Below are 23,301 nucleotides of genomic sequence, written 5' to 3'. Positions count from 1 at the left end.
CCCGCCCCATCTCCCCCGATCGAGCCTCCCAGCCCGGGCCTGTGGCGTTTGGTCGTTGGAGCGGGGCAAATTACCGGCGGCACCCTGTTGACCGTCACCATGCTGGGCAGCGCCGCCGTGGCCGGAGCCTTGGTGGGCTTGGCCGTTAGCTTCCGCAACCTACCGGACGTGCGGATTCTGCAAACCTACACCCCCAGCGAAACCAGCTATATCTACGACATCAAAGGGCGTGTGCTGGCCAGCTTGCACGACGAAGCCAACCGGGTCGTGGTCCCCCTAAATCAAATCTCGCCCCACCTCAAGCGAGCCGTCATTGCGATCGAAGACAGCAGCTTCTATCAGCACCCTGGCATCAACCCCGGCAGCATTATGCGGGCCCTGGTCACCAACCTGGAGCGAGGACGCACCTCCGAAGGTGGCTCCACCCTGACCATGCAGTTGGTCAAAAACCTGTTTCTGTCACCCCAGCGCCGAATTAGCCGGAAGGTGGCCGAGGCGGTTTTGTCACTGCGCTTGGAACAAATCCTGAAAAAGGACGAAATTCTAGAGCTATATCTCAATCAAGTCTATTGGGGCCACAATAACTACGGCATTGAAACCGCCTCCCGCAGCTACTTTGGCAAGGCGGCCGCCGATTTGAACCTGGCCGAGAGCGCCATGCTGGCGGGCCTGATCCAAGCTCCCGAGGATTACAGTCCGTTTCTGAACTTCGAGCGAGCGAAGCAACGCCAGGCGATCGTACTGGGGCGAATGCTGGACTTGGGTTGGATCACGCCCGCCGAGGAGTTGGCCGCCCGCAATCAACCGCTGAATTTAGGTAAAAGCACTTCCTTCCAGTCCAGCAAGTTGCCCTACGTGACCGAGGCGGTGACCCAAGAGCTAAAGAAACGCTTCCGGCGCGAAGATCTGTTCAAGGGGGGGATGCGGATCCAAACCACCGTGGACTTTGATTTTCAGACCATGGCTGAGGCCACCGTCAGCGCGGCCCACGCCCGGATGCGATCGCGCGGGTTGCGAGCGGATCAAGTGGCTCTGGTGGCGGTGGATCCGCGCACTCACTTCGTGAAGGCCATGGTGGGCGGCGTGGACTATCGCAAGAGCCAGTTCAACCGGGCCATCCAGGCCATGCGCCAGCCGGGATCTGCCTTTAAACCTTTTGTGTATTACGCGGCCTTTGCCACCGGCCGTTACACGCCCAACTCCGCCGTGAATGACACACCCGTCAGCTACAACGATGGGGGCGTGATGTATCGGCCCAAAAACTACGGGGGCGGCTTTTCCGGCTCGGTTTCGATTCGGCGGGCCTTGGAAATTTCGTTGAATATTCCCGTGGTGCGCCTGGGCCAGGAGGTGGGGCTGAACAAGGTGATTGAAACCTGTCGGCTGTTGGGTTTCCAAAGCCCGCTGGAGCCGGTGCTGTCCTTGCCGTTGGGATCGGAGGACGTGACCCCGTTGGAAATGGCGGGAGCCTATGCCACGTTTGCCAATAATGGCTGGCATTCGGACACCACGTTTATTGTGCAGGTGACCGACAGCAGCGGGAAAGTGCTCTTAGACAACACGCCCCGGCCGCAACTGGTGCTGGATCCTTGGGCGACGGCAACCCTCACGGATACGCTGCGGGGGGTGATTACCAACGGCACGGCCAAGACGGCCAATATTGGCCGGCCAGCGGCGGGCAAAACGGGCACAACGGACTCAGAGCGGGATATTTGGTTTGTGGGCTATGTGCCGCAACTGTCGGTGGCGGTTTGGGCGGGGAATGACAATTACCGCCCGATCGGCTATGGGGCCACGGGGGGCAGCTATGTGGCTCCCATCTGGCGGGAGTTTATGCTGAAGGCGCTGCAAGGCGTGCCGGCGGAAGATTTTCGGAAGCCTTGGGAGTTCCAAAAGCCCTAGGATCTCTAGGATTCAGGATCTCTAGGATTAGGATCTTGAGGGCTAATTAACGATCTTCGATCGGGTCTTCAAACCCTGATTCCGCCTTGGCGAGAGGATGGGCCCAAGGGTCTTCATCGGCATCGTTGAGATTTGAGTTTGATTCTGGTTTGAGTTTGATTGAATTCAGATGCCGCTTGATGCTGCATTGAGACAACCTTGTGGTGGGTATTCGATTTTTTTCGATTTTTGAGGAGTAAAGCGATGGTACGGCGTTTTCTGGGGCGATCGGGCATGGGAGCGATCGGGTCGGTGGCCCTTCTGTATGGCGGTGTTTTGGGTTTAAGTCAGTCCGTGACGGCGGAAACGGCCCCGCCTCGGCCACCGGCCGCTGGCCAATGCCAGTGCGCTTGTCCCTGTGCCGCTGGCCAACAGCCCGCCAGCCCGCCAGCCCGTCCCCAAACCCCCACCCCCGCACCGGCCCGCGCCGTGCCCAACAGCCCCAACACGCGCGCCGAAGCGAACCGGCTGCCCTTGCCAGCTCGTTTTCCATTGCCCGCCTCGCGCTTGGCCCTCAAGGGTGGCAAGGTGACTGTGCGGTTAGTGAATTTCACCAATGCCAAGGTGGCCTTTGAGGTGATTGGCGTAACGGGCGATCGCCTGTTGACCGGTCAGCTAGACTCCCCCGATCGCGCCACCAGCGTTTTGGAGATGTTGCCCACCCCGAGCAATCTGGTGTTATATCGGGCCGATCGCGGTTTTTTGTTGGCTCGCCCCACCGTGACCCCCCAAGGCGATCTGGAGCTGGTGTTAACCGCCACCGACAACATTGATCACGATGTGAACTACGTGAACGTGACCGAACAGGGCGAAGTGTATTTGTACTAAATGGACAGCGGCCCATGGGTTTGACCATTGGCCTTGACCGGCGGACTAGACGAACCAAATCACTGAGTTGGTTTAGTCCATCGACTGGGTCAATGGTTGAGTACATGGGCTTGGTCAATGGTTGAGTACATGGGCTTGGCTAACGTTTTTGTTGATGAGTTGATGATCGGTTTGATATTTCTTCTGGTTGATTTTTCTGTTTGATATTTCTGTTGATGTTGGTTGCTAGAAGGGGTCGCCAGTCTCTAGCTCGCGGGTACTGGACTGAGGCAGGCCGATCGATTGCGGACGAATTGCGGATTTTATGAGCAACGAAAATCGTTTGGTAGTGTCAACGGACAGAATCGCCCAACTGCGGGTTGAGTTAGCAGAATATCCCACTGCTTTGGAGGCCTTGGCAGAGATTGAAGACTGTGAAGGCGATCTCGAAGATGCGGCGATCGCCCTGGCCATTCGGGCCGGTCAACAGCCCGATCGCAGTGATGGTTGGTTGGAAGGCCTGGCCAAGCGATGTCGTGCCCGGCTCTGCGTGCAAGAACCGGTTCGCCAATCCCTAGCCCAAGGGGCGATCGCAGCCACCCTGGGCTATTTGGATGATCAGCCCCCCTGTCCGGCCGTGTTGCTGTTGCCCGTGGTTCTGTGGGTCAGCCATCAAGGAGTCGAAACCTTTTGTCGGCCCCTCGATCGACCCAATTTGCCCGAGAGTTAATTGCAAAACATCGAAAAAGCGGTTCTGGGCGTTTCGGCCGCCGCTTGTGGTTGGGGCTTTCGGTGGCGGATGCGGCCAGTTTCGCCTGAAATCCCCATAATCATTAACAAATCATCCAATCAGCATTCAATCGTCCATAAAATCGTTAGAAAATCATTTAATCGTCTGATCGTCCCTGGTTTTGATCATCCATGATGCTGAAGGGCCGGGGATAATCTCTGAGATGATCTCTCAATGGTCAGAGTGGATCATGGATGATGATGATGGAGAGGGTTGCATCGACCAAGGCCAAGGCAAGCTGCGAATTCAGAATTCTGCGTCGCCAACGCCCCGAACCCCGATCGACCCAACCCGCTCAGTGTTTTCAGGATTTTCAGGCCCTGCATATACCTGCGTTTGCATAAGGAGACGATCGTGGCGACAGACAGCCCCAAGGTGCAATTTGGCCCCCAGCGTTGGTATTCCAGCCTCACCATCAACGGCGAAGAGGTGGGATGGTGCACCAGTGAATTTGCTAACCAGTTGTCTGAGCTGTTCGATCGCGAAAAGAAACTAGAGGCGACCAACACTGTGTTGCGCTTAGCTTTCAAGCGCCTTTGCTCCGACATGGTGGCCAAAATGGGCGGCAACTCCCAACAGGTGGGCCAACTGATGTTGCGGTACTTGGAAACCACCATTCGCCCCACCAGTGGCCCCCGCGCCATTGCCTATCTGCTGCGCGATCGCCAAGCCGCCCTGGGCATGGGGAGCCAGGAGTTTGTGCAATTTTGCGATTCCTATCGTCTTTCGCCTCCCGAGCTGAAGGATATTTACGAAGGGCGGCCGATTAATGACGGGCAGCTCAAAAACATTGCCCGAATTGTGGGGCGATCAGCGCAAGAACTGGCCGAAATCCGCGATGCTGGCGGCAGCAGCGACACCGATCGCCTGGCCAAAGATTTGGGACTCAGCCCCACCGAACTCATGGAGTGGTTAAATCAATAGCCGCAACAAGCAGCCTAGCCGCAGCAAAAAGCGCCGATCGCCAACCATTAATCACTTGCAGGATTTCCACAGGCGATCGTCTCTGAATTTTTACGAATTTTCGCCAAGATCTGGTATTTTCTTTAATCCCATGTCATGAATTGCTCAAAAAGTTTAACCAATCCCGCTCAGGGCTAATGAACCGGATTTTTCTTCGATGATTAGCCCTGATTGGGAATGGGAAACTTAGGCGCAACAGGGGCACGGAACGGGGGTACGGAATAGGAGCACGGAGCTTGGGCGACGGTTGCGGCTCGGCCCGATGGGGCCGTAGTCGGGAATAATTGTGGGTTTAATTGAGCAATTTATCAGATATAAGAAAGTCCACCTACTGATCCTGGAAACCCAGCTTTGGCAAAGGCTTCAGGCATTTTGTGCTGAGGTGAATTAGCGGTCGAGGCACAGGAAATTCACCAGACTAGTAGTGGCTATGATGGTGGATATTAAGATTTTCTTCAGAATTCCCAAGAGATCTGATGAGTTACTCATATCCGTTCTACGGTACTACTAGAGGGCTATGGTCAATGCGTAAAATCAGTGCTAAAACCGAAGCTCCAAAGCTTGCCCACGAAACCGTAGAAGCAGCCCTAAAGTTGCGATTTTAAGCCGCAATCTTGAGTTGCAATCTTGAGTTGAGATTCGGGGTCAAGATTCTGAGTCGCGATTACAAGTTGTAACTTGAAGCTGCAATTTTGGGTTACGACTCTTGATTGCAACCTTTGAAAGCCTGAGTTTGATGACCACTGACTGAGTTTGTGCCAATTAGGTTCCATTAACTTAGTTTTCATCATCAAGCTTGGACAATCAAAGATCAGTCAAGATCACTCTGATCATGATGTTTGTTGATTGTTTCGTAATTTGATGGACTGTTTGGAAACCAACATCACGATCGGGAGCATCCCCCGCTAGGTCATCAATTTTTTTGGGTGGTAGCGGTTCTGACCAACCGTGACCAACTGTGATCAGCTTGTGAACCATGCTGTTAACCGTTGTAATCAGCCGCTTGTGATCAATCATTTGCGATTGATGATTTGCAATTCATGATTTTAATGGATTGCAACAATGAATAACTGAAATAAATGACTGAAATGAATGCCTGAAATGAATCATTGCTATTCAAAAATCACCATTAACCATTCAGTTTCGGTTTGATTGCTTGTTAAGCTTCGCCCTTTAATTTGTGTTTTTGAAAGCACTAGGGAGGTTTGTGATGTTGGACTGTTGCGATCGAAGGACAGTGGTTCGCCCCCAACGACTCATGCACCGATCGGAAGGGGAATCAGCAAGATTGGTCATGGGCGAAAGTCGATCCGCTGCGATCCTGGATCGATCGCAACCCCTGATCAAAGGAATGGTGATTTTGGTTTGGGGGCTGTTGGCGGTGGTGGAACCCTGGTCTTGGCTGGGTCGGGGCCAGCGCTTTGCCCTGGCCGGTTCTCCCGAGCAGAGTTGGTTAGTGCGAGCGGCCGCCCAACAGCCAGCGCCCACCCCTCCAGACTCCGGCGGCCCCAGCCGCAGCCAGGGATCGGGCACACGCTAAGGATTTAGACAATTTCCGCCAGGCTTCGCTGATGAATCTTCGTCCTCAGACTGCTGCCAAGCTCGACATAGCTGTTAATATTGGAAATTGCCTTTTGTCTGGCAATGTCTAAAAGTTTGTTGAGTGGGGCGCGATCGGTGCGCGTGACATCGCTCCTACACCGTAATTGCGCAGTGCCCGAGTGCTTACCCAGCGACCCGCCCATCAACAGCCCAACACACGATATCCTCAACCATGGCTAAGCGAGTTCAAGTAGTTCTGAGCAAAGACGTTAGCAAGCTGGGTAAGACCGGCGATTTGGTAGAAGTGGCTCCCGGTTATGCCCGCAACTACCTGCTGCCTCAGGGGGCAGCCGTTAACGTAACCCCTGGAATTTTGAAGCAAGTGGAGCGCCGCCGCGAGGCCGAGCGCCAACGCAAGATTGAAGAAAAACAACGCGCAGAAGCCAACAAAACGGCTCTGTCTACCGTGGGCACGCTGCGGATTGCCAAGTCGGTGGGCGAAGGCGATGCGATCTTTGGAACTGTGACCACCCGCGAAGTGGCTGACAAGGTGAAGGAATACGCCGGGATCGATTTGGATCACCGCGATATGACCTTGCCTGAAATTAACAAGCTGGGCAAGTACACGGTGTCGCTGAAGTTGCATCCGGAAGTGGTGGCAACGGCGACGATCGAAGTGATTGCCGAGTAGGATTGCCGCCGGGATGTCTGGGCACATCAGCTAGGCGATCGCTCATGGTCGATCGCTGGTGGCCCGCTCTCCATCATGCCTGTCCTGAATATCCTATCCATCGCTCAGATCCCCAGCGGGATTCCGAGCAACTCACGCCCATGGGGGTCTGGCTAGTTCCAGCCCCCATTTCTGTGGCATAGTGCCGATCAGAATGCGCATGGCCCTGAATTTCCTATTAGATTCCCTATTTTCTTTGTTTTTGCGATCGCGAACCCATCGATCAAACTTGTTTGCAATATGAGTGAGTCGCTTGATTTTTCGACCGTGAGCGATCGACTGCCGCCGCAAAATATTGACGCGGAAGAGTCGATCCTCGGCGGCATTTTGCTAGATCCGGAAGCGATGAACCGCGTTGCTGAAATTCTGACACCGGAGGCGTTTTATTTAAGTGCCCACCGCACCATTTTTGAAGCCATGCGTGAATTGCACGCCCGGGGCAATCCTACGGATTTGCTATCGGTGACCACTTGGTTGAAGGATCGAGACCTCTTAGAAAAAGTAGGCGGCTCGCAAAAAATATCGCAACTGCTCGATCGCACCGTTAGCGCAGTCAATATTGATCGCTATGCCCTTTTGATTGCCGATAAATATGTGCGGCGACAGCTAATTTCTGTGGGCGGTGATATTGCGCAGTTGGCATTTGACAATAGGGAAGAGTTGGCAAAATTGCTCGATCGCGCAGAGCAGCGCCTGTTTAATATCACCCAATCCAAAGCCAAAAACGATTTGACTTCTGCGGAGGTGATTCTCTCGGAAGCATTCTTTGAGCTGGAAAGTCGGGCCCTGGAATCTCAGATGCCGGGACTGAGCAGCGGCTTCTATGATCTAGATGCGATGACTCAGGGATTCCAGCGATCGGATTTGATCATTGTGGCGGGTCGGCCCTCAATGGGTAAAACCAGCTTTGTGATGAATGCGGCTCGCAATGTGGCCGCAATTCATAACCTCCCGATCGCCATTTTTAGTCTGGAAATGTCGAAGGAGCAACTGATGTATCGGATGCTCTCCAGCGAAGCGCAAATTGAAAGCAATCGCCTGCGATCGGGACGGATTAGCGAAAACGAATGGGGGCGAATTGGGTCGGCCATTCAAGGTCTTTCTAATCTGAAGCTTTATATTGACGACACAGCGGATATTTCAATTACAGAAATGCGATCAAAAGCCCGTCGCCTGCAAGCGGAACGCGGCGGCGCATTGGGGCTAATTGTGATTGATTACCTGCAATTGATGGAAGGAGGCGGAGATAACCGGGTACAGGAGTTGTCAAAAATTACCCGATCGCTCAAGGCCCTGGCTCGGGAATTAAATGTGCCAATCTTGGCCCTATCTCAGCTCAGTCGTAGCGTAGAATCACGAACAAATAAGCGACCAATGATGTCGGATCTGCGCGAGTCAGGTTGCTTAACCGGCGATACTTTGGTGCTCATGGCTGATAGCGGCCAGCGAGTACCCATTCGTCAACTCGTTGGACGAAAAAACTTCTCTGTACTGGCTTTAAATCCAATTACCTGGAAGCTAGAGTCTAAGCGAGTTAGCCATGCTTTTTCAACAGGAATTAAACCGGTCTTCCGTTTAACAACTCGTCTGGGTCGTCAAATTCGTGCAACGGCTAACCATCAATTTCTAACTTTAGATGGCTGGCTGCGGCTCGATTGCTTGCAACAGCGCATGAGAATTGCTCTACCGCGCCAGCTTGCCCCGAATCAAACTACGACTATCACACAGCCAGAAGTTGCCCTGATGGGTCATCTCATTGGTGATGGTTGTACTCTTCCGCGCCACGCGATTCAGTACACAACAGTGGATTTAGACTTGGCAACCGCTGTTCAAGAACTTGCGGTTCAAGTGTTTGGCGACGATATCCAAGCACGCATTAAACCTGAGCGAAACTGGTATCAAGTCTATTTATCATCTGCCACTCCTTTAACGCATGGTGTTCGGAATCCAGTAGCAGAGTGGCTAGATCAGTTTGGAATTTTTGGATTGCGGTCATGGGAAAAATACATCCCAGAGCTGATGTTTCGTCAGGATGATTTGACCATTGCCAAATTTCTGAAACACCTATGGGCTACCGACGGCTCGATTCATCTCCTGCGTGGGAAAAATCTACGCCCCCTTGCTTATTATTCTTCCAGCAGTTGGCACTTGGCAGAAGGCGTACAAACACTTCTGCTTAGACTAGGCATCAATGCAAGGCTCAAGAAAATTTCTCAGAAGGGTAAAGGGCGAGATCAATATCATGTGGTTGTTACAGGTCATGAAGATCTTTGTCGCTTTGTTCAACAAGTTGGAGCCTATGGCATTAGAAAACAAACTGCTCTACAGTCGGTTTGTGAATACCTTGATTCACATTCTGCGAATACCAATCGAGATGTTATTCCGTCTAGAGTTTGGTCAAACCAGATTTTGGCAATAATTTCTGAGTCTGGAATGACTCAGCGACAATTCCAAAATGCTTTGGGCACTCGATATTGTGGAACAGCACTTTATCAACAGAATCTCAGTCGTGAACGTTTGAATAGAATTGCAGAAGTTCTGGATTCGAGCAGCTTAAAAAATCTGGCTAATAGTGATGTCTATTGGGATGAAGTGGTTTCGATCGAGCCAGATGGAGAAGAAGAGGTTTTTGATTTAACAGTCCCAGAGCATCACAATTTCGTGGCAAATAACATCATTGTTCATAACAGTATTGAGCAAGATGCGGACTTAATCTTAATGCTTTATAGAGAGGAGTACTACAACCCAGATACTCCCGATCGGGGAATTGCAGAAGTGTTGCTAACCAAGCACCGTAACGGCCCAACGGGCACAGTTCGCCTATTGTTTGATTCGCAGTTTACGCAATTTAAAAATATGGCTGGTGGCGGTGGTGGCCGCTTTCAGCCCTAGGTGAAACCTGCCTGAAATCTTAGCGAATATCTTGAAAGTCTGATTTTAGATTTTGGCTTTGATCTTGGCTTGAGTATCGGATTGAATAGCGATCGGGCGGTTGAGGAGCAATGGCAATTCAATGACGGTTTATGCCCAAATTTATGCGGTGGTTCAGCAAATTCCCCCGGGCAAGGTGGCAACCTATGGGCAAGTGGCCGAGCTGGCCAACTTGGCGGGCAAGGCGCGGTTGGTGGGCTATGCCCTGGCGCGGGTGGCGGGGGATGATCGAGACATTCCTTGGCAACGGGTCGTGAATGTGCGGGGGGAAATTTCCTACTCACCGTTTCGGCAGGGCAATGATTATTTGCAGCGGGCGTTGCTGGAACGGGAGGGGGTGCAGTTTGATGCAGCCGATCGGGTCAATTTGCGGGTCTATCGGTGGCGGCCGGGGGAGCCTGATGGGCACACTAGCCTTTAGATTTGGATTCGGAAGTTGAACGGTTGAGCAACCGTCGAATTCTGCGTCTTGGGTTGGCTAGTTTTGGGTTGAAACTATGGCGGAGTTGGGGGCAGAGGGGGCGCGATCGCAGCTCCAAGCGGGTTTGGCGGCCCTGAAGCAGGGGCAACCGGCGGCGGCGATCGCCCCATTGGAAACGGCCAGCGCCACCTTGACGGGGGCAGAGCAGGCTCGGGCCCAGGCGGCCCTCGTGGGGGCCTATCGAGCTGTGGGGCAATGGGTCAAGGCGATCGCCCTTTGTGAATCGCTGCTGAACCATCCCAACCCCCAGGTGCGCCAATGGGCAACCCAAGCGCGATCTCAACTGAAACCGCCGCCCCCACCGCCGCCCACCCCAAAACCCAAAGCCGCCGAGGATCCGGGATTTGTGCCCCTGGAAGCGGGAAATGCGGGATTTGTGCCCCTAACGGATCCCCAGGCGATCGGGAAGCGAACCCAGGTGGTGCGGGTGGCGTTGAATCCTCATCCCGGATCGCCAGCTTTGGGGTCTCCAGCCTCGGGGTCTTCTGCTTTGGCCTCCTCATCGGGATCTGCGAGCGCTGACCCGGGGACGAATCCGGCGATCGCCCCTGCAACCGCACCTACATCCCCATCGAAATCGGATCGTCCCCCAAGTGCCGTAGCTGGTTCCCCGCCTTTGTCTCCCAATCCCGATCGCCCGCCGGCCGTGATGGCGGTGGTGACAACGGTAGAGACGACTGCACCGGAAGCGCAACCCCCGGCGGCGACGGATGCCCAAACCCCCGAACCCTATAGCGTTCAATGGCGCAACGGGGGCCGAGCCGATCGCCGCACTGCTTTGACCCCAAGGCCTTGGGGTCAGCGGTTGGTGAGCCAGGCGATCGCGATCGTGCTTTTGGCCTGGATCGTGCAACAGTCTGTCCTGTTGGGAACCGCCACCTATAACAAACTGCTGGATTGGCTGTCGGTTTTGTTGCCTTGGTTGCCCATTTGGGGAGAGGCCACGCCCTACATCACCGATGATCCCTCAGTTTCGGCTTGGATTGCCTTGGGGCTGCTGTTTTTGGGGTCGCCCTGGCTGTTGGATGAGGTGATGCACCGTTGGGGCAGCCAAACACGCAAGTTCTCAGAACTGTCTGCCCAGCGGCCGGAAACGGCGCGCCTGTTGCAGCGACTGGTGCGATCGCGCAATCGCCCGGTTCCCTATCTCCGGTTGCTAACCACGGATCTGCCGGTGGTGGTGGTCTACGGTTGGTTGCCGGCCCAAGCTCGCCTAGCCATTAGTCAAGGGGCGATCGATGGTCTGAGTGATGGAGAACTGGCAACTTTGGTGGCCGCTCAATATAGCCAAATTGATCGCGGCGACAGCGCGATCGCCAGTTGGGCCACGGTGGTGTTGCTGCTGCCCTATGGTTTGCATCAATGGGCGGCGCAATTGGCGGAAACCTGGCAGCTTTGGCCCGCCAAGCTGGGGGCGGTGGGTTTGTCGGCCCTGGCCTATGGGCTGTATCGGGTGGAGCGTTGGGCCCTGTTTGGTTGGAGTCGATCGCGCCAGGCCGAAGCCGATCGGCTCGGGGCCGCCGAAACGGGGGATCCCAATGCCCTGGCGCGGGCCCTGGTTAAGTGCGGTGTGGCAGTGGCGGAACAGGCGATCGCGAACCGGGCCCTATCCCCTTGGTTGGTGGCGATCGAGCTGTTGTTGCCCTTCAGCCCCACCTGTGCCGCCATTGAAGGCAGCTTCCACCCGATCGCGCCCCCCGAACCCCTGTGGGCCTGGGGCCGACGCAATCCCTATCGCACTTGGCTCCAGCTCAATCACACCCATCCGCTCACGGGCCAGCGAATGGCCACCCTGGCGGAATTGGCCGTGCGCTGGCGATTGGAACCGGAATTTGAAGCCAGCGATCGAGCGGCCCAAGACCAACAACAACGCTACTTGCCACCCTTGCCCCGGGCCCGCCCCCTGAGACCCACCACCCCTCAAACCCTTTGGCTACAGTCCGGGCCTTGGGTGGGCATGGTGGCCGGCGTGGGGGTGGCGCTGCTGCTGTGGGTGATTGGGGGATTGGGGCGGCTGTTGAACCACCCGATCGGCTGGATGTGGGCCGATCGCTCCCTGCTGTGGGGCCTGGCCTGGATGGGTTGCGGACTGGGGATTTTCCTGCGGCTGAATGCCTTCTTTCCAGAAATTCGCGGCCGCTTACCCCTGATCTTTAATCATGCGGATGGGCCGCCCCTGGCCAGCGCCTTGGCCGAACCCAACGCCCTCCCGATCGATGCGGTGATGGTGAAAGTATCAGGACGACTCCTGGGGCGATCGGGCTGGGCCAATGGACTATGGCAAGATCTGTGGCTACAAACCCCCAGCGGCCTCTTGCCCTTGCACCTGGCCAGCCGTTGGGGTTGGCTGGGAACCTTGATCCGTCAAAGTCGCCAAGAACTCCCGATCGGCAGCCCCGTGATGGTCACCGGTTGGCTGCGGCGGGGCGGCATTCCTTGGATTGACGTGGAAAGCCTGAATCTCGTGCAGGGTCGGCTCACCAGCACCACCAGCCTGGTTTCACCCGATGCCCATCCCTTGCGATCGGTGCTCCTGGGGGCGATCGCCGTGGCCATCGGTTTCAGTATTCTGATGCGCTATCGCTGGTTTTAGGGGCGAGTTTTACTGGTGTGGCTGCCCTGACCAAGCCCCTTGCAATCAAAACACCGGTAACTCGATCGGGTATCTGGACTTTTGGATCAACATGGGTTATTCTCAGAGGCGATTTAATCTCCGGTAAACCGACTGATTTACTGGAAATTCAATTCGGGGCGTACAATCACCCCACCCCCGATTTTTTTACCCCACCCTGCGACCCACGCTTAAACAGGGTTAATTGCAAGGAGTTTTGCATCGTGACTGTGCCTTTTCGCTTAAATCGCCCCAGCCGCCGCCGCCTGCTTGCCTGCTTGGGCATGGGTTTGCTCGCGAGTGGGATGATTTCCGCCTGCACTGGCTCCAACAATCCCAACGCCAACGGCTCCCCGGCTGCCGGTAGCTCGCCCGCGACGGGCACACCAGCGGCCAACGCATCGGCTGCTAATAACGAACCGATCGAAATTACCTTGGTGTCCTATGCCGTGACCCGATCGGCCTATGAAAAAATCATTCCGCTCTTTGTCGAAAAGTGGCAAAAAGAACGGGGCCAAACGGTCAAAATTAACCAAAGCTATGGCGGTTCTGGCTCCCAAACCCGTGCCGTAATCGATGGTTTGGAAGCGGATGTGGTGGCCCTGGCATTGGGTCAGGATGTGGAAAAAATTGAAAAGGCTAAGTTAATTGAACCCGGTTGGCAACAGGAAGCGCCGAACGACGCGATCGTGCACAAGTCCGTGGCGGCCCTGGTGACCCGGCCGGGCAACCCCAAGGGCGTGAAAGATTGGCCCGACTTGGCCAAGCCGGGATTGAAGGTGATTACCGCCAACCCCAAAACCTCGGGCGGGGCCCGTTGGAATTTCCTGGTGCTATGGGGCGCAGTGACCCAAACGGGCGGCACACCGGAGAAGGCAGAATCCTTCGTGAAGTCGGTGTATGCCAATGTGCCGATTTTGCCTCGGGATGCGCGAGAAGCCACGGACGTGTTTTTGAAGCAAAACCAAGGCGATGTGCTGATTAACTACGAAAACGAACTGCTGTTGGCCCAAGCCAAGGGCCAAAAGGTCGATTACGTGGTTCCGGCGACGAATATTTCGATCGATAGCCCCGTGGCTGTGGTGGATCAGGTGGTGGACAAACGGGGTACTCGGGAGGTAGCAGAAGCCTTCGTGAAGTTCCTTTACACCCCCGAAGCCCAAAAAGCCTTTGCGGAAGCAGGGTTCCGCCCGATCGACCCGGCCATTGAAGCGCAGTTTAGCGATCGCTTTGGCAAGGTGACCAAACTCTTCACGGTTAAGGAACTGGGTGGTTGGGATGCCGTCCAAAAGCAGTTCTTTGCCGATGGAGCCATTTTCGACAAGATCCAAACCAAGCAATAGGTTTTGGGGGGCGATCGCCCATGGATCTCAACGGCTCCAGCGCGATCGCCCCGCACCATTCCCACAATCCCGATTTTGGACGGGAGGCAATCCGATGACTGACCCCATCCACACCAATTCTCCGGTCACGAATTCCCCGATCGACTCAGAACCGGGGCATCGATCGCAAGTCCGGGTGCGCATCCGTGTGCCCAGTAACTATCGTCCCGATCCCGTCATTTCCACCATCATTTCCCGGTTTGGGCTGACGGTGAATGTGCTGGCAGCCCTGCTGGGATCCGACCAAGAGAGCGATGGTTGGTTTGACTTAGAACTCAGCGGTTCCAACGCTCAAATTCAAAGCGCCTTGCTGTATTTCAACGATTTGGATCTGGAAGTGTGGCGTGATGATGGGGATCCGGACGGAATTTGACTTCTGAGCTGAACCATGCCACTCTGCTTATGGCGTTCTGAACCCGCTCGATCGCCGTTTCATGGTGTCTTTTTTCACTTCCTTTCCCGCACTCCTGATCGCGCCCATGAGCGGTCAAAACAGCATAAAACTGAATCATGATGGTTTGGCATTTGCGCTTCATGCCAAACCATTTTTGTTGTTTCGGGGAAGCGATATTCATACATCTTTGATGGTCAATCCCAAGCTTGATGGTGATGAGATCAGGATTTATGACTTGCTACGATCGAGCCATGCCCTACCAGACTCATCATGCTCGCCACCGATCCGCTATATATCAGCCCGGCTGATTACCTTGCTGCCGAAGAAATCAGCCCAATCCGCCACGAATACCGCGATGGTGAAGTCTTTGCCATGACAGGTGGCACACGCAACCACAACGCAATTATTGGTAACTTACTCGTTGCCCTGAAAACTCAGCTTCGGGGTTCTGGTTGTCGTGTTTTCTTGGTAGGAATGAAGCTGCGAATTGAGGCAAGTAACGCTTTCTACTATCCCGATGTTGTGGTGACTTGCGACGATCGCGATCGCCCGAATAACGAGCAATATATTAGTTATCCGCGCCTGATTATCGAAGTGCTGTCGCCCAGCACAGCCCGGTTCGATCGCACTGAAAAATTCGCCGACTACCGAACCATTCCCAGCCTGACTGAATACGTGCTCGTTTCGACGGATTGCCAGGCGATCGAGGTGTTTCAAAAGAGCGATCACGGTGAATGGCAACTGGCAAACCCCAGCGATCCGGTGCAATTGATGAGCGTTAATGCTTCGATCGCGATCGCGGATATTTATGAGGATACGGATCTTGCGGGCTAATTTCGCTGGCGGATTGCCAATGCAGTCCAGCGAGCGGCAATCTGCAAAAGATAACCCCTTACCGAAACGATGAAATGCTTGGTTTTTGGGGGCTTCACAAGGGGCCGTTGCCCCCTGTGAAAACGAGAGACCCGAGCGAGAGGAACCGATCTAGACCAGTAGGAATCGACTGGCGATCGCGCTGGCTTCCGCCGTTGAGCGACCGCGCAACACCCCAATCAGTTCATCGCCGCCGCTGAGGCCCGCCGTGCCGTCATTGTCGATGAACAGACCCAGGGCCGTGGCATCCACGGTGGTAGTACCGAGAACGTAGGTGGCTCCGCTGGTTAGTTGCAGGCGATCGTCCGTGGGGCTGAAGTCCGTGATCAGGGCGTAGTCACCCAAGCCGGGATTGCTGTTGTTGGTGTTGCTGTAAAACGCGCCGCTGCTGTTGCCCAGCACAAACAAATCACTACCGGCTCCGCCGACGAGGGTGTCGATTTCGCCAGTGCCCCGGAGACTGTCGAGGCCCGCGCCCGTCAGGGTGTCGTTGCCCAGGTCGCCCGACAGGGAATCGCTGCCCAGGTCGCCAAACAGTTGGTCATCGCCCTGGCCACCAAACAAGACATCGACATCTTGACCACCGCGCAGGAAATCGTTGCCCTGGTTGCCGTAGAGGGTGTCGTTGCCCTGGTTGCCCGCGAGGCTGTCGTTGCCCTGGTTGCCGAAAACTAGGTTGTCGCCACCCCGTGCATCGAGTCGATCGGCGGCGTTGGTGCCGCGAAATTCCCGCGCTACGGGCAGGGCCTCATCAAACCGAATCAGGCCCAATCGCACGGGGGTGACTTCCGTTTCAAAGGGCACGGTTCCGTTGCCGGGCAGGGTGTCGGCCGCCAAGCCGAAGTCGTTGTCGTTGACGATCGCGAGGGTGTTGGCATCAACCCGCGCCAGGCCTTCGGGTTTGTCCACGTTCACATAGCCCGCTTCGGCGGCGTTCACGAGCAGACGCTTGGCAACGGGTTCAATGCCGGCCGCTTTCAGTTCTGCGTAGGTTAGCTGCTCGATCGTTTTGCCGGGGGGCAGTTGACGCAAGTTGGCGGGGGAGTTGATGTTGGTCGCGCCAGCCAGGTCGATCTGATAGATCAATTTGTTGGAGCTGTTGTCGGTCAGGTCGTCGCGTTCAATGACGGCAAATTGACCGCCCCCGATCGCCACGGCATCCCCAATTTTGTCGGTGCGGCCATCGCCACTGCGGGTGATGTCATCGAGGATGTAGAGATATTCGGCGGTCACTTCGCGGGTGCTGATGTCCAACTGCACAATCCGCAGGTTGCGCGATCCTCGGGAGGTGGTGTCGGCGGTGCTGTCGGGATTGTCGATCGCGCTTTGGATGAAGGCATAGAGTTTGTTGCCATCCAAGGCCACGGCTTCAAACCCTCGATTGGCCCGGCGCGACCCATAGACGGCGGGTAAGATTTCCGTGCCAAATGTGCCGGTGGGTTGTTGAGCGGCGGCGGCGGTTCCTTGGGGAATGAAGCGGTTGAGGAGTTTGCCGGTGCGATCGAACTGATAGATGGCGGGGCGATATTCATCCACCATCCAGAACGACCCATCGGGGGCCACCACCACCCCTTCCGAGTCAATGCCTACGGGGTCATTTGTGAGCCGGTTGCCAAACAAGTCCACGGGCACTTCGTCCGTGTAGGCTGCACCGGAGGCGGCCGCTTGCAAGTTGGGCAGGCCGGTGATCGGGCGATTGTCGGCGGCCTTCAGCCCGATCGTCTCGGTGAGGGTGAAGGTGCGAGTGGCCGGATCCAAGGAAAAGCGAATTAACTGCGGCTGAAAATCGGGCAGTGCGAAGGGGCGCTCGTTGCCGGGCACGTCGCGCAACAGGTTGGTGGGTTCACCATTGGGGCCGCGATCAGTATGGGTCAGGAATTGCAACCGCCCGTTGGCATCTCTTCCCTCGAAGGCTAACCCGGAAAACCCGCCCAGAAAAATCTGTTGACCGGGCGTGGTTTGGGAAGGGTTGCGGGGGTTGGTCGTGGCTGTTGTGCCCAACAGCGGACGGTTATTCCAATCGAAGGTTGAAATTGTGGTGGCCATACAGCACAGGAAACAATGGTGGGCAGAGGCTCCCAAGCGATCGAATCGCGCCTTGGAGCTTGGCCACTCTATCGGTCTGGGCTTAAGCAACCATTAACACTGGATTGCTGTTTGCTTAATCTGCGCATTCAGGCTCAAGGCCACTGACCCCAGGGCAACCGATCGCCCCTGCTTAAACCTGCACCAAGGCATCCCAACGGCGAAGCGTTTTTGCCGATTGCAGCAAGCGCCGAGGGAGCGATCGCCCGGTCAGGAAGTTCATCAACCAAGGAGACTGGTTCCAGCGATTGATCCGACGGGACAGGACAAACTCCTGATCAAACAGTCGTTGCAAGTCGCGATCGTAAGCGGAGAGGGCTGCGCGATCGAACTGGCCAACTCGGATGGCCGTTGCGGCCACGGCTGCCGCCAGCCGCCCCGAGTCGATCGCCTTGGCCGTACCAAACCCCGTTAGTGGATTGCACAGGCCGGCCGCGTCGCCCGCCAGCAACACCCGATCGCCCGATCGGCGGATCTGGGCCGAGCCGCCAAAGGTCATGGGCCAGGTTTCCGGCTCACTGATGGGTTCTGCGGTTGCCAAGCGTTCCCGCAACCAGGGTTTGGCGGCAATCACTTCCGACAGCAACCCGGACAGGCGGGCGGGGTCGTTACCAATTCGATCGGCCCTAGTGCCCAAGCCAACTTTGAACCGCCCATGGGCCAAGGGAGCAATGAACACAAAGCCCGGCAAGAGGGGCTGAATGTAGTGTGCTTCGATGTGAGGCTGCTCGAAGCTGGCCACGTTGCGGTAGTAGCGGTGGAGCGTCAGGGCCCGATCGGTGGGGTCTTCGGTTTGGTTCAGCAACAGGCTGGCCACGCGCGATCGGGCCCCATCGGCTCCAATCACGAGCTTGGTGTGCAGGGTTTCCGTTTGCTCACCGATTTTCACCACTGCCGCCAACCGATCGCCGGCCGGTTCTAGGGTCACCAATTCACAGCCCAGCCGCAGATCCGCAGTCGATCGATCCACAAACCCTAACAGCAGGGCATCCATGGCCTGGCGATCCATGGTGTAAATCGGGGCTTGGTCGGCCGGGTGGGGCAAGGGGGGTTGGTAGCGATCGCCCCGATCGCTGAAAATCCAAGCGCCGGCCGGACAAGGCAACAGGTCGGGGCTGGCGAGGAGGGCTGCTGCCAAATCAGGGCGATTGAGGCGATTGAGCGCGGCCAACAGATCCTGGCCAAAGGCATTGCCGTCCACTTTGTCGCGGGGAAAAACGGCGCGATCGATCAGCACATGGTCAATTCCCCGCTGACTGAGGGTGATTGAGCTGGCCACGCCTGCCGGCCCAGCTCCGACGACTAAAACATTGGTTTCCATAGCAGTGGATTGAAGGGCAAATCTTTTTTGAAGCTTGAATACTGTCTATTGATCTTCTTAGATTGCCCGATCGTCAACTTGCCAAAATTGGAGGCGCTGGGGGCTAAAAACTCAAAAAAATGGGCGATCGGCTATTCCACGATTTCGCCCAAATATAGCCGCACGAAATCCCGCGCTGCTTCTGGATTTAGCTTTTTTAAGGCTGTGACGATCGCCACGATCGTTGCGCCTGTGGGATCGCTCAGCTCATGAACCCAACGATAGGGCACTGATCGCCGCAACCCCAGCTCAACAGCCAGTCGATTTTGGCTGATGTTGTGGATTGCTCTCAGTGCTTGTCCGGCACGTCCCATGCCCTCGATCGTCGCAAAGGTTGGAGTTTCCGTAAATGCGATCCCGATCGCTAACGCTCCTCTAAGAATTCGCCCAAATATAACCGCACAAAGTCCCGAGCGGCGGCTGGATCAATCTCCTGAAGTGCCTGAGCCAATTCGTAAACCCGTTCAGCGGTTGGGTCGCGCACCTCGTTGCACCAGCGATAAACGTTCGAGGTGCTAATTTCCAGGGCTGAGGAGACCTTTCCCTGAGTAATTCCGTAAGTCTCGAGGACTTGCTTGAGTGCTTTGCCTGCTTTCCCCATGCCCCAATCTTGCCGTTGTCGTTGAGTTGAACAGTGGGTGGGGCGATCGGCTATTCCACAATTTCGCCCAAATATAACCGCACGAAATCCCGCGCTGCTTCTGGATTTAGCTTTTTTAAGGCTGTGACGATCGCCACGATCGTGTCACCGCTAGGGTCGCGAACGCCATTGCACCAGCGATATACGGTGGTTCGCTCGATATTCAATCTGGCAGCGAGAGCATACTGACTGACCTCGTGCGAGGTCAAAACTTGCTTTAAAACTTGTCCGGCTTTCCCCATAGGCTCAATCCTCTCAAAAGCCTATAGGTTTCGTAAATTGGCTACCATTTGGACTAGTAAATTGATCGGTTGACGTATACAGATTGGACTATTAAACTTAAGGCAAGTCCAAGTAAGTGAGATTTGACAAAGCTGTTGTACATCCCACATTCAACGGGGGATAGAGACTGATGCCTCATTGATCTTGCTTTGCTTGTGCCAACGGCCAATTCATTTCAGGAGGAACGGCCATGACGACTGTAACTGACTTTGTGGAAACGCCGATCGCCCCGGAATCCTTGACTGAGGGGCAATTCGCGCTCGATTCCCTGCCCGCGCGATTGGATGGGCGCGAAACGGTGAAAGTGATGGTGATTGGGTCGCCGCGTGCGGTGGAAAACACGATTCGAGTGTTGTATCTGCGCGGCTTTGCGGAGTTGTATGAGTGGTCACCGATGCAGCCGACCCAAAATCCCGGTGAGGTGATGAGCTTGCTGAGGCGGCTGTTGTCGTTGAGTTGAGCAGTCTAGAGTAAGGCTCGAATTTGACCGATCGCGTTGCTGAGGAGTTGAGCAGCGCGATCAATTTCATCATCGGTCGTGAATTTACCAAGGCCGATCCGAATTGCGCCTTCTAGGTGGTCGCTGGGCAACTGCATTGCCTGCAAAACATGGGAAGGCGCTTCAACGCCGCTGGTACAAGCAGAGCCTGTGGCAATAGCAAGCTGCTGACGAACTCGCGCAACAATTGCCCCGTTGGGAAGACCAGGTACGCAAATATGTAAATTTCCGGCAAGGCGATTTTTGAGATCACCGTTAACTGCCAAGCCGGGAATTTGCGCTTCTAGCAATGTTTGTAGGCGATCGCGCTGTTGAGCAATGCGCCATTCATCCTCTTGCATTTCGCTAGCTCGTAGTCGGCAGGTTTCACCAAAACCAACAATTCCTGGCACGTTGAATGTGCCTGGCCGAAGACCATTTTGCTGACCACCACCATAAAAAAGAGGCGCAATCCTATGTCCACGCTGGACAATCAAGGCTCCGATGCCTTTGGGTCCATAGCATTTATGTCCTGAGATCGCTAACATCGTGACTCCCCAGCCATCAAAATCGAGGGGGATTTTTCCAAGAGCCTGTGTAGCATCACAGAGGTAGGGAGTTTGATGGCTTTGGGCGATCGCCGCAATTTGAGCTACAGGATAGATTGTGCCAACTTCATTGTTGGCTGCCATGATGCAAAGTAAATCCAGTTGCTCTGCACAAAGTTTATCCAAGTCGTCAAGATTAAGGCGTGCCTGTTTGTCTACAGGGATCAAGATATGTTCGATTCTTTTTTGTCGAGCTAGGGCATAGCAGGTATCTAGAACTGCTTTGTGCTCAACGGTTAATGTTGCAACACGGGGCAGTTGATTTCTAGGAGAAAGTGCAGCAATTGTGCCTTGAATCGCAAGATTCAGGCTTTCGGTAGCGCCGGAAGTAAAGATGATTTGGCGTGGGTTGCTATTAATCAGTTGTCCAATCTGCTGACTAGCCAATTTGACCGCAGTTTCTGCATGATCTCCCCACAAATGATCATTACTGCTAGGGTTTCCATAGTGGTGAGTATGGAAAGGGGCGATCACATCCAAAACACGCGGATCGATCGGCGTTGTTGCATGATAGTCAAAGTAGATAGGCTCTGAACTCAAGGAGATCATTTAGGACAATTTCTTAGATCCTTGAATTGAAAACGACAGTTAAGGTGTAGTGCCAGGTTGAGTTTCTACAGACGACTCCTCACTGGTCAGTGATTGGCGACCACTCCACTCGATTGGTGATAGAAGACTAGCTTTGGGATTGTTGATCATGTCCCGATACTGTTGACGCAACTCACTCACCTTGACTTGTGTTTTCAATCCTAGTGCGTGGGAAATTATATCAACTGATAATCGTCGCCCAGCTTTATTACCGTTGATAGTCCTTGTCCCTGGATTCCAGATGACATTTTCCCAAGGTGCATCATCAATATCCATTGAGATGCTACTCAAGATAGCCGTTGCGCAATCCTTCATGGACTTGCCTTGTATTCCAGCACGCTTCATAGTCTCTGCAACAATAAACTGACCAATAGGACGTGCAAGAACATTACCACCTGAAATGGCTTTACCTTGATCATCAACTTTAATAAAGCCTTCAGAGTCAACGGCTTTTCTCAAGTCACCTGGCTTTCTCCGCCCATTAAGTACTTCATCGAAACCCGGCGCAGACTCTAGGAGATGTGTCCACAAATCCTCCAAGAAATTGTAGTAAGCGTCTAGCTCATCCTCGGAAGGTCGAAATTGCTTGAACTTTGGGCTGATTTCTAGTCCACTATTGTAAGCGGCAAGAAAGATTTCATTAGTATCATAAAGAGATGAAATCGTCGTTACATAAGGATCGTTACTTTTAGCTGATGATAATGTTTTTGAACCAAGATTCTTGCAATGGACAAGGGACGAGAGGTAGCCGTTCTCTTTCACCAATCTTCTGGTGACTATTGCGATTGGATCATCCTCATCAATTGCAATGTTCACCCCTGATGATGTTGGCTTGGCACGTCGATTTAGCGTGGAGAATAATCGACGAGTTCTTTCAAGACCAGATTGCGTATTTTCATGCTTCAAGAGGATGACTGCAATTTGTTCTTTGCGCAGATCAGGATTTTTCTTCACTGCTTCTTGAATTGACTTTAAACGGTGCTGACCGTCTAAAGCATAGTAAGCTTGGCTACCATCAAATCTCAATAGACCAAAGCCATAACTATGCTTGTCTTCTACATCATCAATCAGCTCATGTTCAGTGACTTTAACTATAGAAAACTCAGGCTCTCCGCCATACACTGCGACGACCAAAGCACCGTAAAAGCGCTGTGAGTTGTTCAGAAGGTAGGGAACCATTTCCTTCTGAACACGATCAGAAATCTCACGCTGAATCATGTCATCGAGATCTTGATTGGCATGAATCTCCTCTGCTAGTTGGCATCTAGCAGCAATTTCTCCAAGGTTCATGACGGTGACATAGTAACGCCAGTCGCCCATCCGTGCTTCAATCGCCGCAACATAGTGAGACATAATTAGCTCCTCAATAGCTTGTCTTTAAAAGCCAAAATTGAATCTAGAAAGCTTCTCTAAATGTACCCCATAAACGTTCTCTTGAGGGTATTCTTTCATTGCACGGAGGCTGGCAGCACATAAGTAAATGTTCCTCAACAACATCAACGTAAAGCCGAGGCAATGCAGCCCACCAGAAGAAAAGCTGATTTTCGTATTTATTCAACATAAAGCTGAGTTTTTTACGGGCTTTTGAGCTATTTTTTTCTTTCAGATAGGAGTCAAAACGCTCCGACAAAAACCCTGGAGCTGCCTTACCAATGTAAAGTATTAAGTGAATAGTAGGTGGAAAGGGTGGTCGTACGTCAATCTAATGTGGGATTGATAGAGTAGAGAGACTGATGGATGAAGGTTCACGCCATGGAATGCCCTCTGTGCGGTCACAGCAAAGCCCATAAACACGGCAGGATGCCCAATGGACAT

The 23,301-nt window shown here is 54.3% G+C and carries 20 protein-coding genes; 13 read left to right on the top strand and 7 right to left on the bottom strand.

Annotation, left to right across the window (positions count from 1 at the left end; all coding sequences use genetic code 11):
* Positions 1-39 precede the first annotated feature (39 nt).
* From H6F46_RS04330 to H6F46_RS04270, 12 genes are all read left to right on the top strand, one after another.
* Positions 40-1,902 carry a penicillin-binding protein 1A gene (locus H6F46_RS04330; RefSeq protein ID WP_347278284.1) on the top strand — a complete coding sequence of 621 codons (1,863 nt, stop codon included), beginning with the start codon at positions 40-42 and terminating at the stop codon, positions 1,900-1,902.
* Between the two features lie 243 nt (positions 1,903-2,145).
* The gene (locus H6F46_RS04325) at positions 2,146-2,769 is read left to right on the top strand and encodes a hypothetical protein (protein ID WP_190353709.1); all 624 of its coding nucleotides are present in this window, start codon (positions 2,146-2,148) and stop codon (positions 2,767-2,769) included.
* A 328-nt stretch (positions 2,770-3,097) separates the two neighbouring features.
* Entirely contained in the window at positions 3,098-3,478 is a 381-nt protein-coding gene (locus tag H6F46_RS04320; RefSeq protein WP_234406971.1) for a hypothetical protein, read from the top strand.
* A 414-nt stretch (positions 3,479-3,892) separates the two neighbouring features.
* Positions 3,893-4,462, top strand: a complete 570-nt coding sequence (locus H6F46_RS04315; RefSeq protein ID WP_190353708.1) for a hypothetical protein — start codon at positions 3,893-3,895, stop codon at positions 4,460-4,462.
* 1,333 nt (positions 4,463-5,795) lie between these two features.
* Entirely contained in the window at positions 5,796-6,041 is a 246-nt protein-coding gene (locus H6F46_RS04310; RefSeq protein WP_206753571.1) for a hypothetical protein, read from the top strand.
* A 234-nt stretch (positions 6,042-6,275) separates the two neighbouring features.
* Positions 6,276-6,734: a 50S ribosomal protein L9 gene (rplI, locus tag H6F46_RS04305; RefSeq protein WP_099533812.1), complete on the top strand. Its 459-nt coding sequence runs from the start codon at positions 6,276-6,278 to the stop codon at positions 6,732-6,734.
* Between the two features lie 279 nt (positions 6,735-7,013).
* A complete protein-coding gene (locus H6F46_RS04300; protein ID WP_190353706.1) occupies positions 7,014-9,665 on the top strand; it encodes a replicative DNA helicase in 2,652 nt (883 codons plus the stop codon).
* Positions 9,666-9,786: 121 nt separating this feature from the next.
* Positions 9,787-10,125, top strand: a complete 339-nt coding sequence (locus tag H6F46_RS04295) for an MGMT family protein (RefSeq protein ID WP_190353705.1) — start codon at positions 9,787-9,789, stop codon at positions 10,123-10,125.
* 76 nt (positions 10,126-10,201) lie between these two features.
* The gene (locus tag H6F46_RS04290; RefSeq protein ID WP_190353704.1) at positions 10,202-12,778 is read left to right on the top strand and encodes a M48 family metalloprotease; all 2,577 of its coding nucleotides are present in this window, start codon (positions 10,202-10,204) and stop codon (positions 12,776-12,778) included.
* Positions 12,779-13,080: 302 nt separating this feature from the next.
* Positions 13,081-14,139 carry a sulfate ABC transporter substrate-binding protein gene (locus H6F46_RS04285; protein ID WP_190353950.1) on the top strand — a complete coding sequence of 353 codons (1,059 nt, stop codon included), beginning with the start codon at positions 13,081-13,083 and terminating at the stop codon, positions 14,137-14,139.
* A gap of 94 nt (positions 14,140-14,233) precedes the next feature.
* The gene (locus H6F46_RS04280; protein WP_099533912.1) at positions 14,234-14,551 is read left to right on the top strand and encodes an NIL domain-containing protein; all 318 of its coding nucleotides are present in this window, start codon (positions 14,234-14,236) and stop codon (positions 14,549-14,551) included.
* A gap of 291 nt (positions 14,552-14,842) precedes the next feature.
* Positions 14,843-15,406: a Uma2 family endonuclease gene (locus tag H6F46_RS04270; protein ID WP_190353703.1), complete on the top strand. Its 564-nt coding sequence runs from the start codon at positions 14,843-14,845 to the stop codon at positions 15,404-15,406.
* Between the two features lie 150 nt (positions 15,407-15,556).
* Here H6F46_RS04270 and H6F46_RS04265 read toward each other — a convergent pair whose 3' ends face one another.
* The 5 genes from H6F46_RS04265 to H6F46_RS04245 form a co-directional block, all read right to left on the bottom strand.
* Positions 15,557-17,491 (bottom strand): esterase-like activity of phytase family protein, encoded by a 1,935-nt coding sequence (locus H6F46_RS04265; RefSeq protein WP_190353702.1) that lies wholly within the window; start codon positions 17,489-17,491, stop codon positions 15,557-15,559.
* Positions 17,492-17,663: 172 nt separating this feature from the next.
* Positions 17,664-18,851, bottom strand: a complete 1,188-nt coding sequence (locus H6F46_RS04260) for an NAD(P)/FAD-dependent oxidoreductase (RefSeq protein ID WP_190353701.1) — start codon at positions 18,849-18,851, stop codon at positions 17,664-17,666.
* Between the two features lie 131 nt (positions 18,852-18,982).
* Positions 18,983-19,204: a helix-turn-helix transcriptional regulator gene (locus H6F46_RS04255; RefSeq protein WP_190353700.1), complete on the bottom strand. Its 222-nt coding sequence runs from the start codon at positions 19,202-19,204 to the stop codon at positions 18,983-18,985.
* Positions 19,205-19,254: 50 nt separating this feature from the next.
* Positions 19,255-19,491: a helix-turn-helix transcriptional regulator gene (locus H6F46_RS04250; RefSeq protein ID WP_190353699.1), complete on the bottom strand. Its 237-nt coding sequence runs from the start codon at positions 19,489-19,491 to the stop codon at positions 19,255-19,257.
* A 50-nt stretch (positions 19,492-19,541) separates the two neighbouring features.
* Positions 19,542-19,772, bottom strand: a complete 231-nt coding sequence (locus H6F46_RS04245; protein WP_190353698.1) for a helix-turn-helix transcriptional regulator — start codon at positions 19,770-19,772, stop codon at positions 19,542-19,544.
* Positions 19,773-20,002: 230 nt separating this feature from the next.
* On the opposite strand from H6F46_RS04245, the gene H6F46_RS04240 reads away from it, so the two are divergent.
* On the top strand, positions 20,003-20,272 hold the full coding sequence (locus H6F46_RS04240) for a hypothetical protein (RefSeq protein ID WP_190353697.1): 270 nt from the start codon (positions 20,003-20,005) through the stop codon (positions 20,270-20,272).
* Positions 20,273-20,277: 5 nt separating this feature from the next.
* Here H6F46_RS04240 and H6F46_RS04235 read toward each other — a convergent pair whose 3' ends face one another.
* Both H6F46_RS04235 and H6F46_RS04230 read right to left on the bottom strand, forming a co-directional pair.
* Positions 20,278-21,447: a cysteine desulfurase family protein gene (locus H6F46_RS04235; protein WP_190353696.1), complete on the bottom strand. Its 1,170-nt coding sequence runs from the start codon at positions 21,445-21,447 to the stop codon at positions 20,278-20,280.
* A gap of 39 nt (positions 21,448-21,486) precedes the next feature.
* Positions 21,487-22,839: a DNA sulfur modification protein DndB gene (locus tag H6F46_RS04230; protein WP_190353695.1), complete on the bottom strand. Its 1,353-nt coding sequence runs from the start codon at positions 22,837-22,839 to the stop codon at positions 21,487-21,489.
* Positions 22,840-23,301: the final 462 nt, after the last annotated feature.

The organism is Limnothrix sp. FACHB-1083 (assembly GCF_014696485.1).
In the GTDB taxonomy this organism is placed as follows: domain Bacteria; phylum Cyanobacteriota; class Cyanobacteriia; order CACIAM-69d; family CACIAM-69d; genus CACIAM-69d.
The sequence above is the reverse complement of the archived record's forward strand: the minus strand, read 5'-3'. Positions and strand labels throughout refer to the sequence as shown.

Excerpts from the sequence above, each read along its gene's own strand:
- H6F46_RS04325 (WP_190353709.1), top strand. The coding sequence starts at position 2,146 with ATGGTACGGCGTTTTCTGGGGCGATCGGGCATGGGAGCGATCGGGTCG.
- H6F46_RS04310 (WP_206753571.1), top strand. The coding sequence starts at position 5,796 with ATGGGCGAAAGTCGATCCGCTGCGATCCTGGATCGATCGCAACCCCTG.
- rplI (WP_099533812.1), top strand. The coding sequence starts at position 6,276 with ATGGCTAAGCGAGTTCAAGTAGTTCTGAGCAAAGACGTTAGCAAGCTG.
- H6F46_RS04300 (WP_190353706.1), top strand. The coding sequence starts at position 7,014 with ATGAGTGAGTCGCTTGATTTTTCGACCGTGAGCGATCGACTGCCGCCG.
- H6F46_RS04295 (WP_190353705.1), top strand. The coding sequence starts at position 9,787 with ATGACGGTTTATGCCCAAATTTATGCGGTGGTTCAGCAAATTCCCCCG.
- H6F46_RS04290 (WP_190353704.1), top strand. The coding sequence starts at position 10,202 with ATGGCGGAGTTGGGGGCAGAGGGGGCGCGATCGCAGCTCCAAGCGGGT.
- H6F46_RS04285 (WP_190353950.1), top strand. The coding sequence starts at position 13,081 with ATGGGTTTGCTCGCGAGTGGGATGATTTCCGCCTGCACTGGCTCCAAC.
- H6F46_RS04280 (WP_099533912.1), top strand. The coding sequence starts at position 14,234 with ATGACTGACCCCATCCACACCAATTCTCCGGTCACGAATTCCCCGATC.
- H6F46_RS04270 (WP_190353703.1), top strand. The coding sequence starts at position 14,843 with ATGCTCGCCACCGATCCGCTATATATCAGCCCGGCTGATTACCTTGCT.
- H6F46_RS04265 (WP_190353702.1), bottom strand. The coding sequence starts at position 17,491 with ATGGCCACCACAATTTCAACCTTCGATTGGAATAACCGTCCGCTGTTG.
- H6F46_RS04260 (WP_190353701.1), bottom strand. The coding sequence starts at position 18,851 with ATGGAAACCAATGTTTTAGTCGTCGGAGCTGGGCCGGCAGGCGTGGCC.
- H6F46_RS04255 (WP_190353700.1), bottom strand. The coding sequence starts at position 19,204 with ATGGGACGTGCCGGACAAGCACTGAGAGCAATCCACAACATCAGCCAA.
- H6F46_RS04250 (WP_190353699.1), bottom strand. The coding sequence starts at position 19,491 with ATGGGGAAAGCAGGCAAAGCACTCAAGCAAGTCCTCGAGACTTACGGA.
- H6F46_RS04245 (WP_190353698.1), bottom strand. The coding sequence starts at position 19,772 with ATGGGGAAAGCCGGACAAGTTTTAAAGCAAGTTTTGACCTCGCACGAG.
- H6F46_RS04240 (WP_190353697.1), top strand. The coding sequence starts at position 20,003 with ATGACGACTGTAACTGACTTTGTGGAAACGCCGATCGCCCCGGAATCC.
- H6F46_RS04235 (WP_190353696.1), bottom strand. The coding sequence starts at position 21,447 with ATGATCTCCTTGAGTTCAGAGCCTATCTACTTTGACTATCATGCAACA.
- H6F46_RS04230 (WP_190353695.1), bottom strand. The coding sequence starts at position 22,839 with ATGTCTCACTATGTTGCGGCGATTGAAGCACGGATGGGCGACTGGCGT.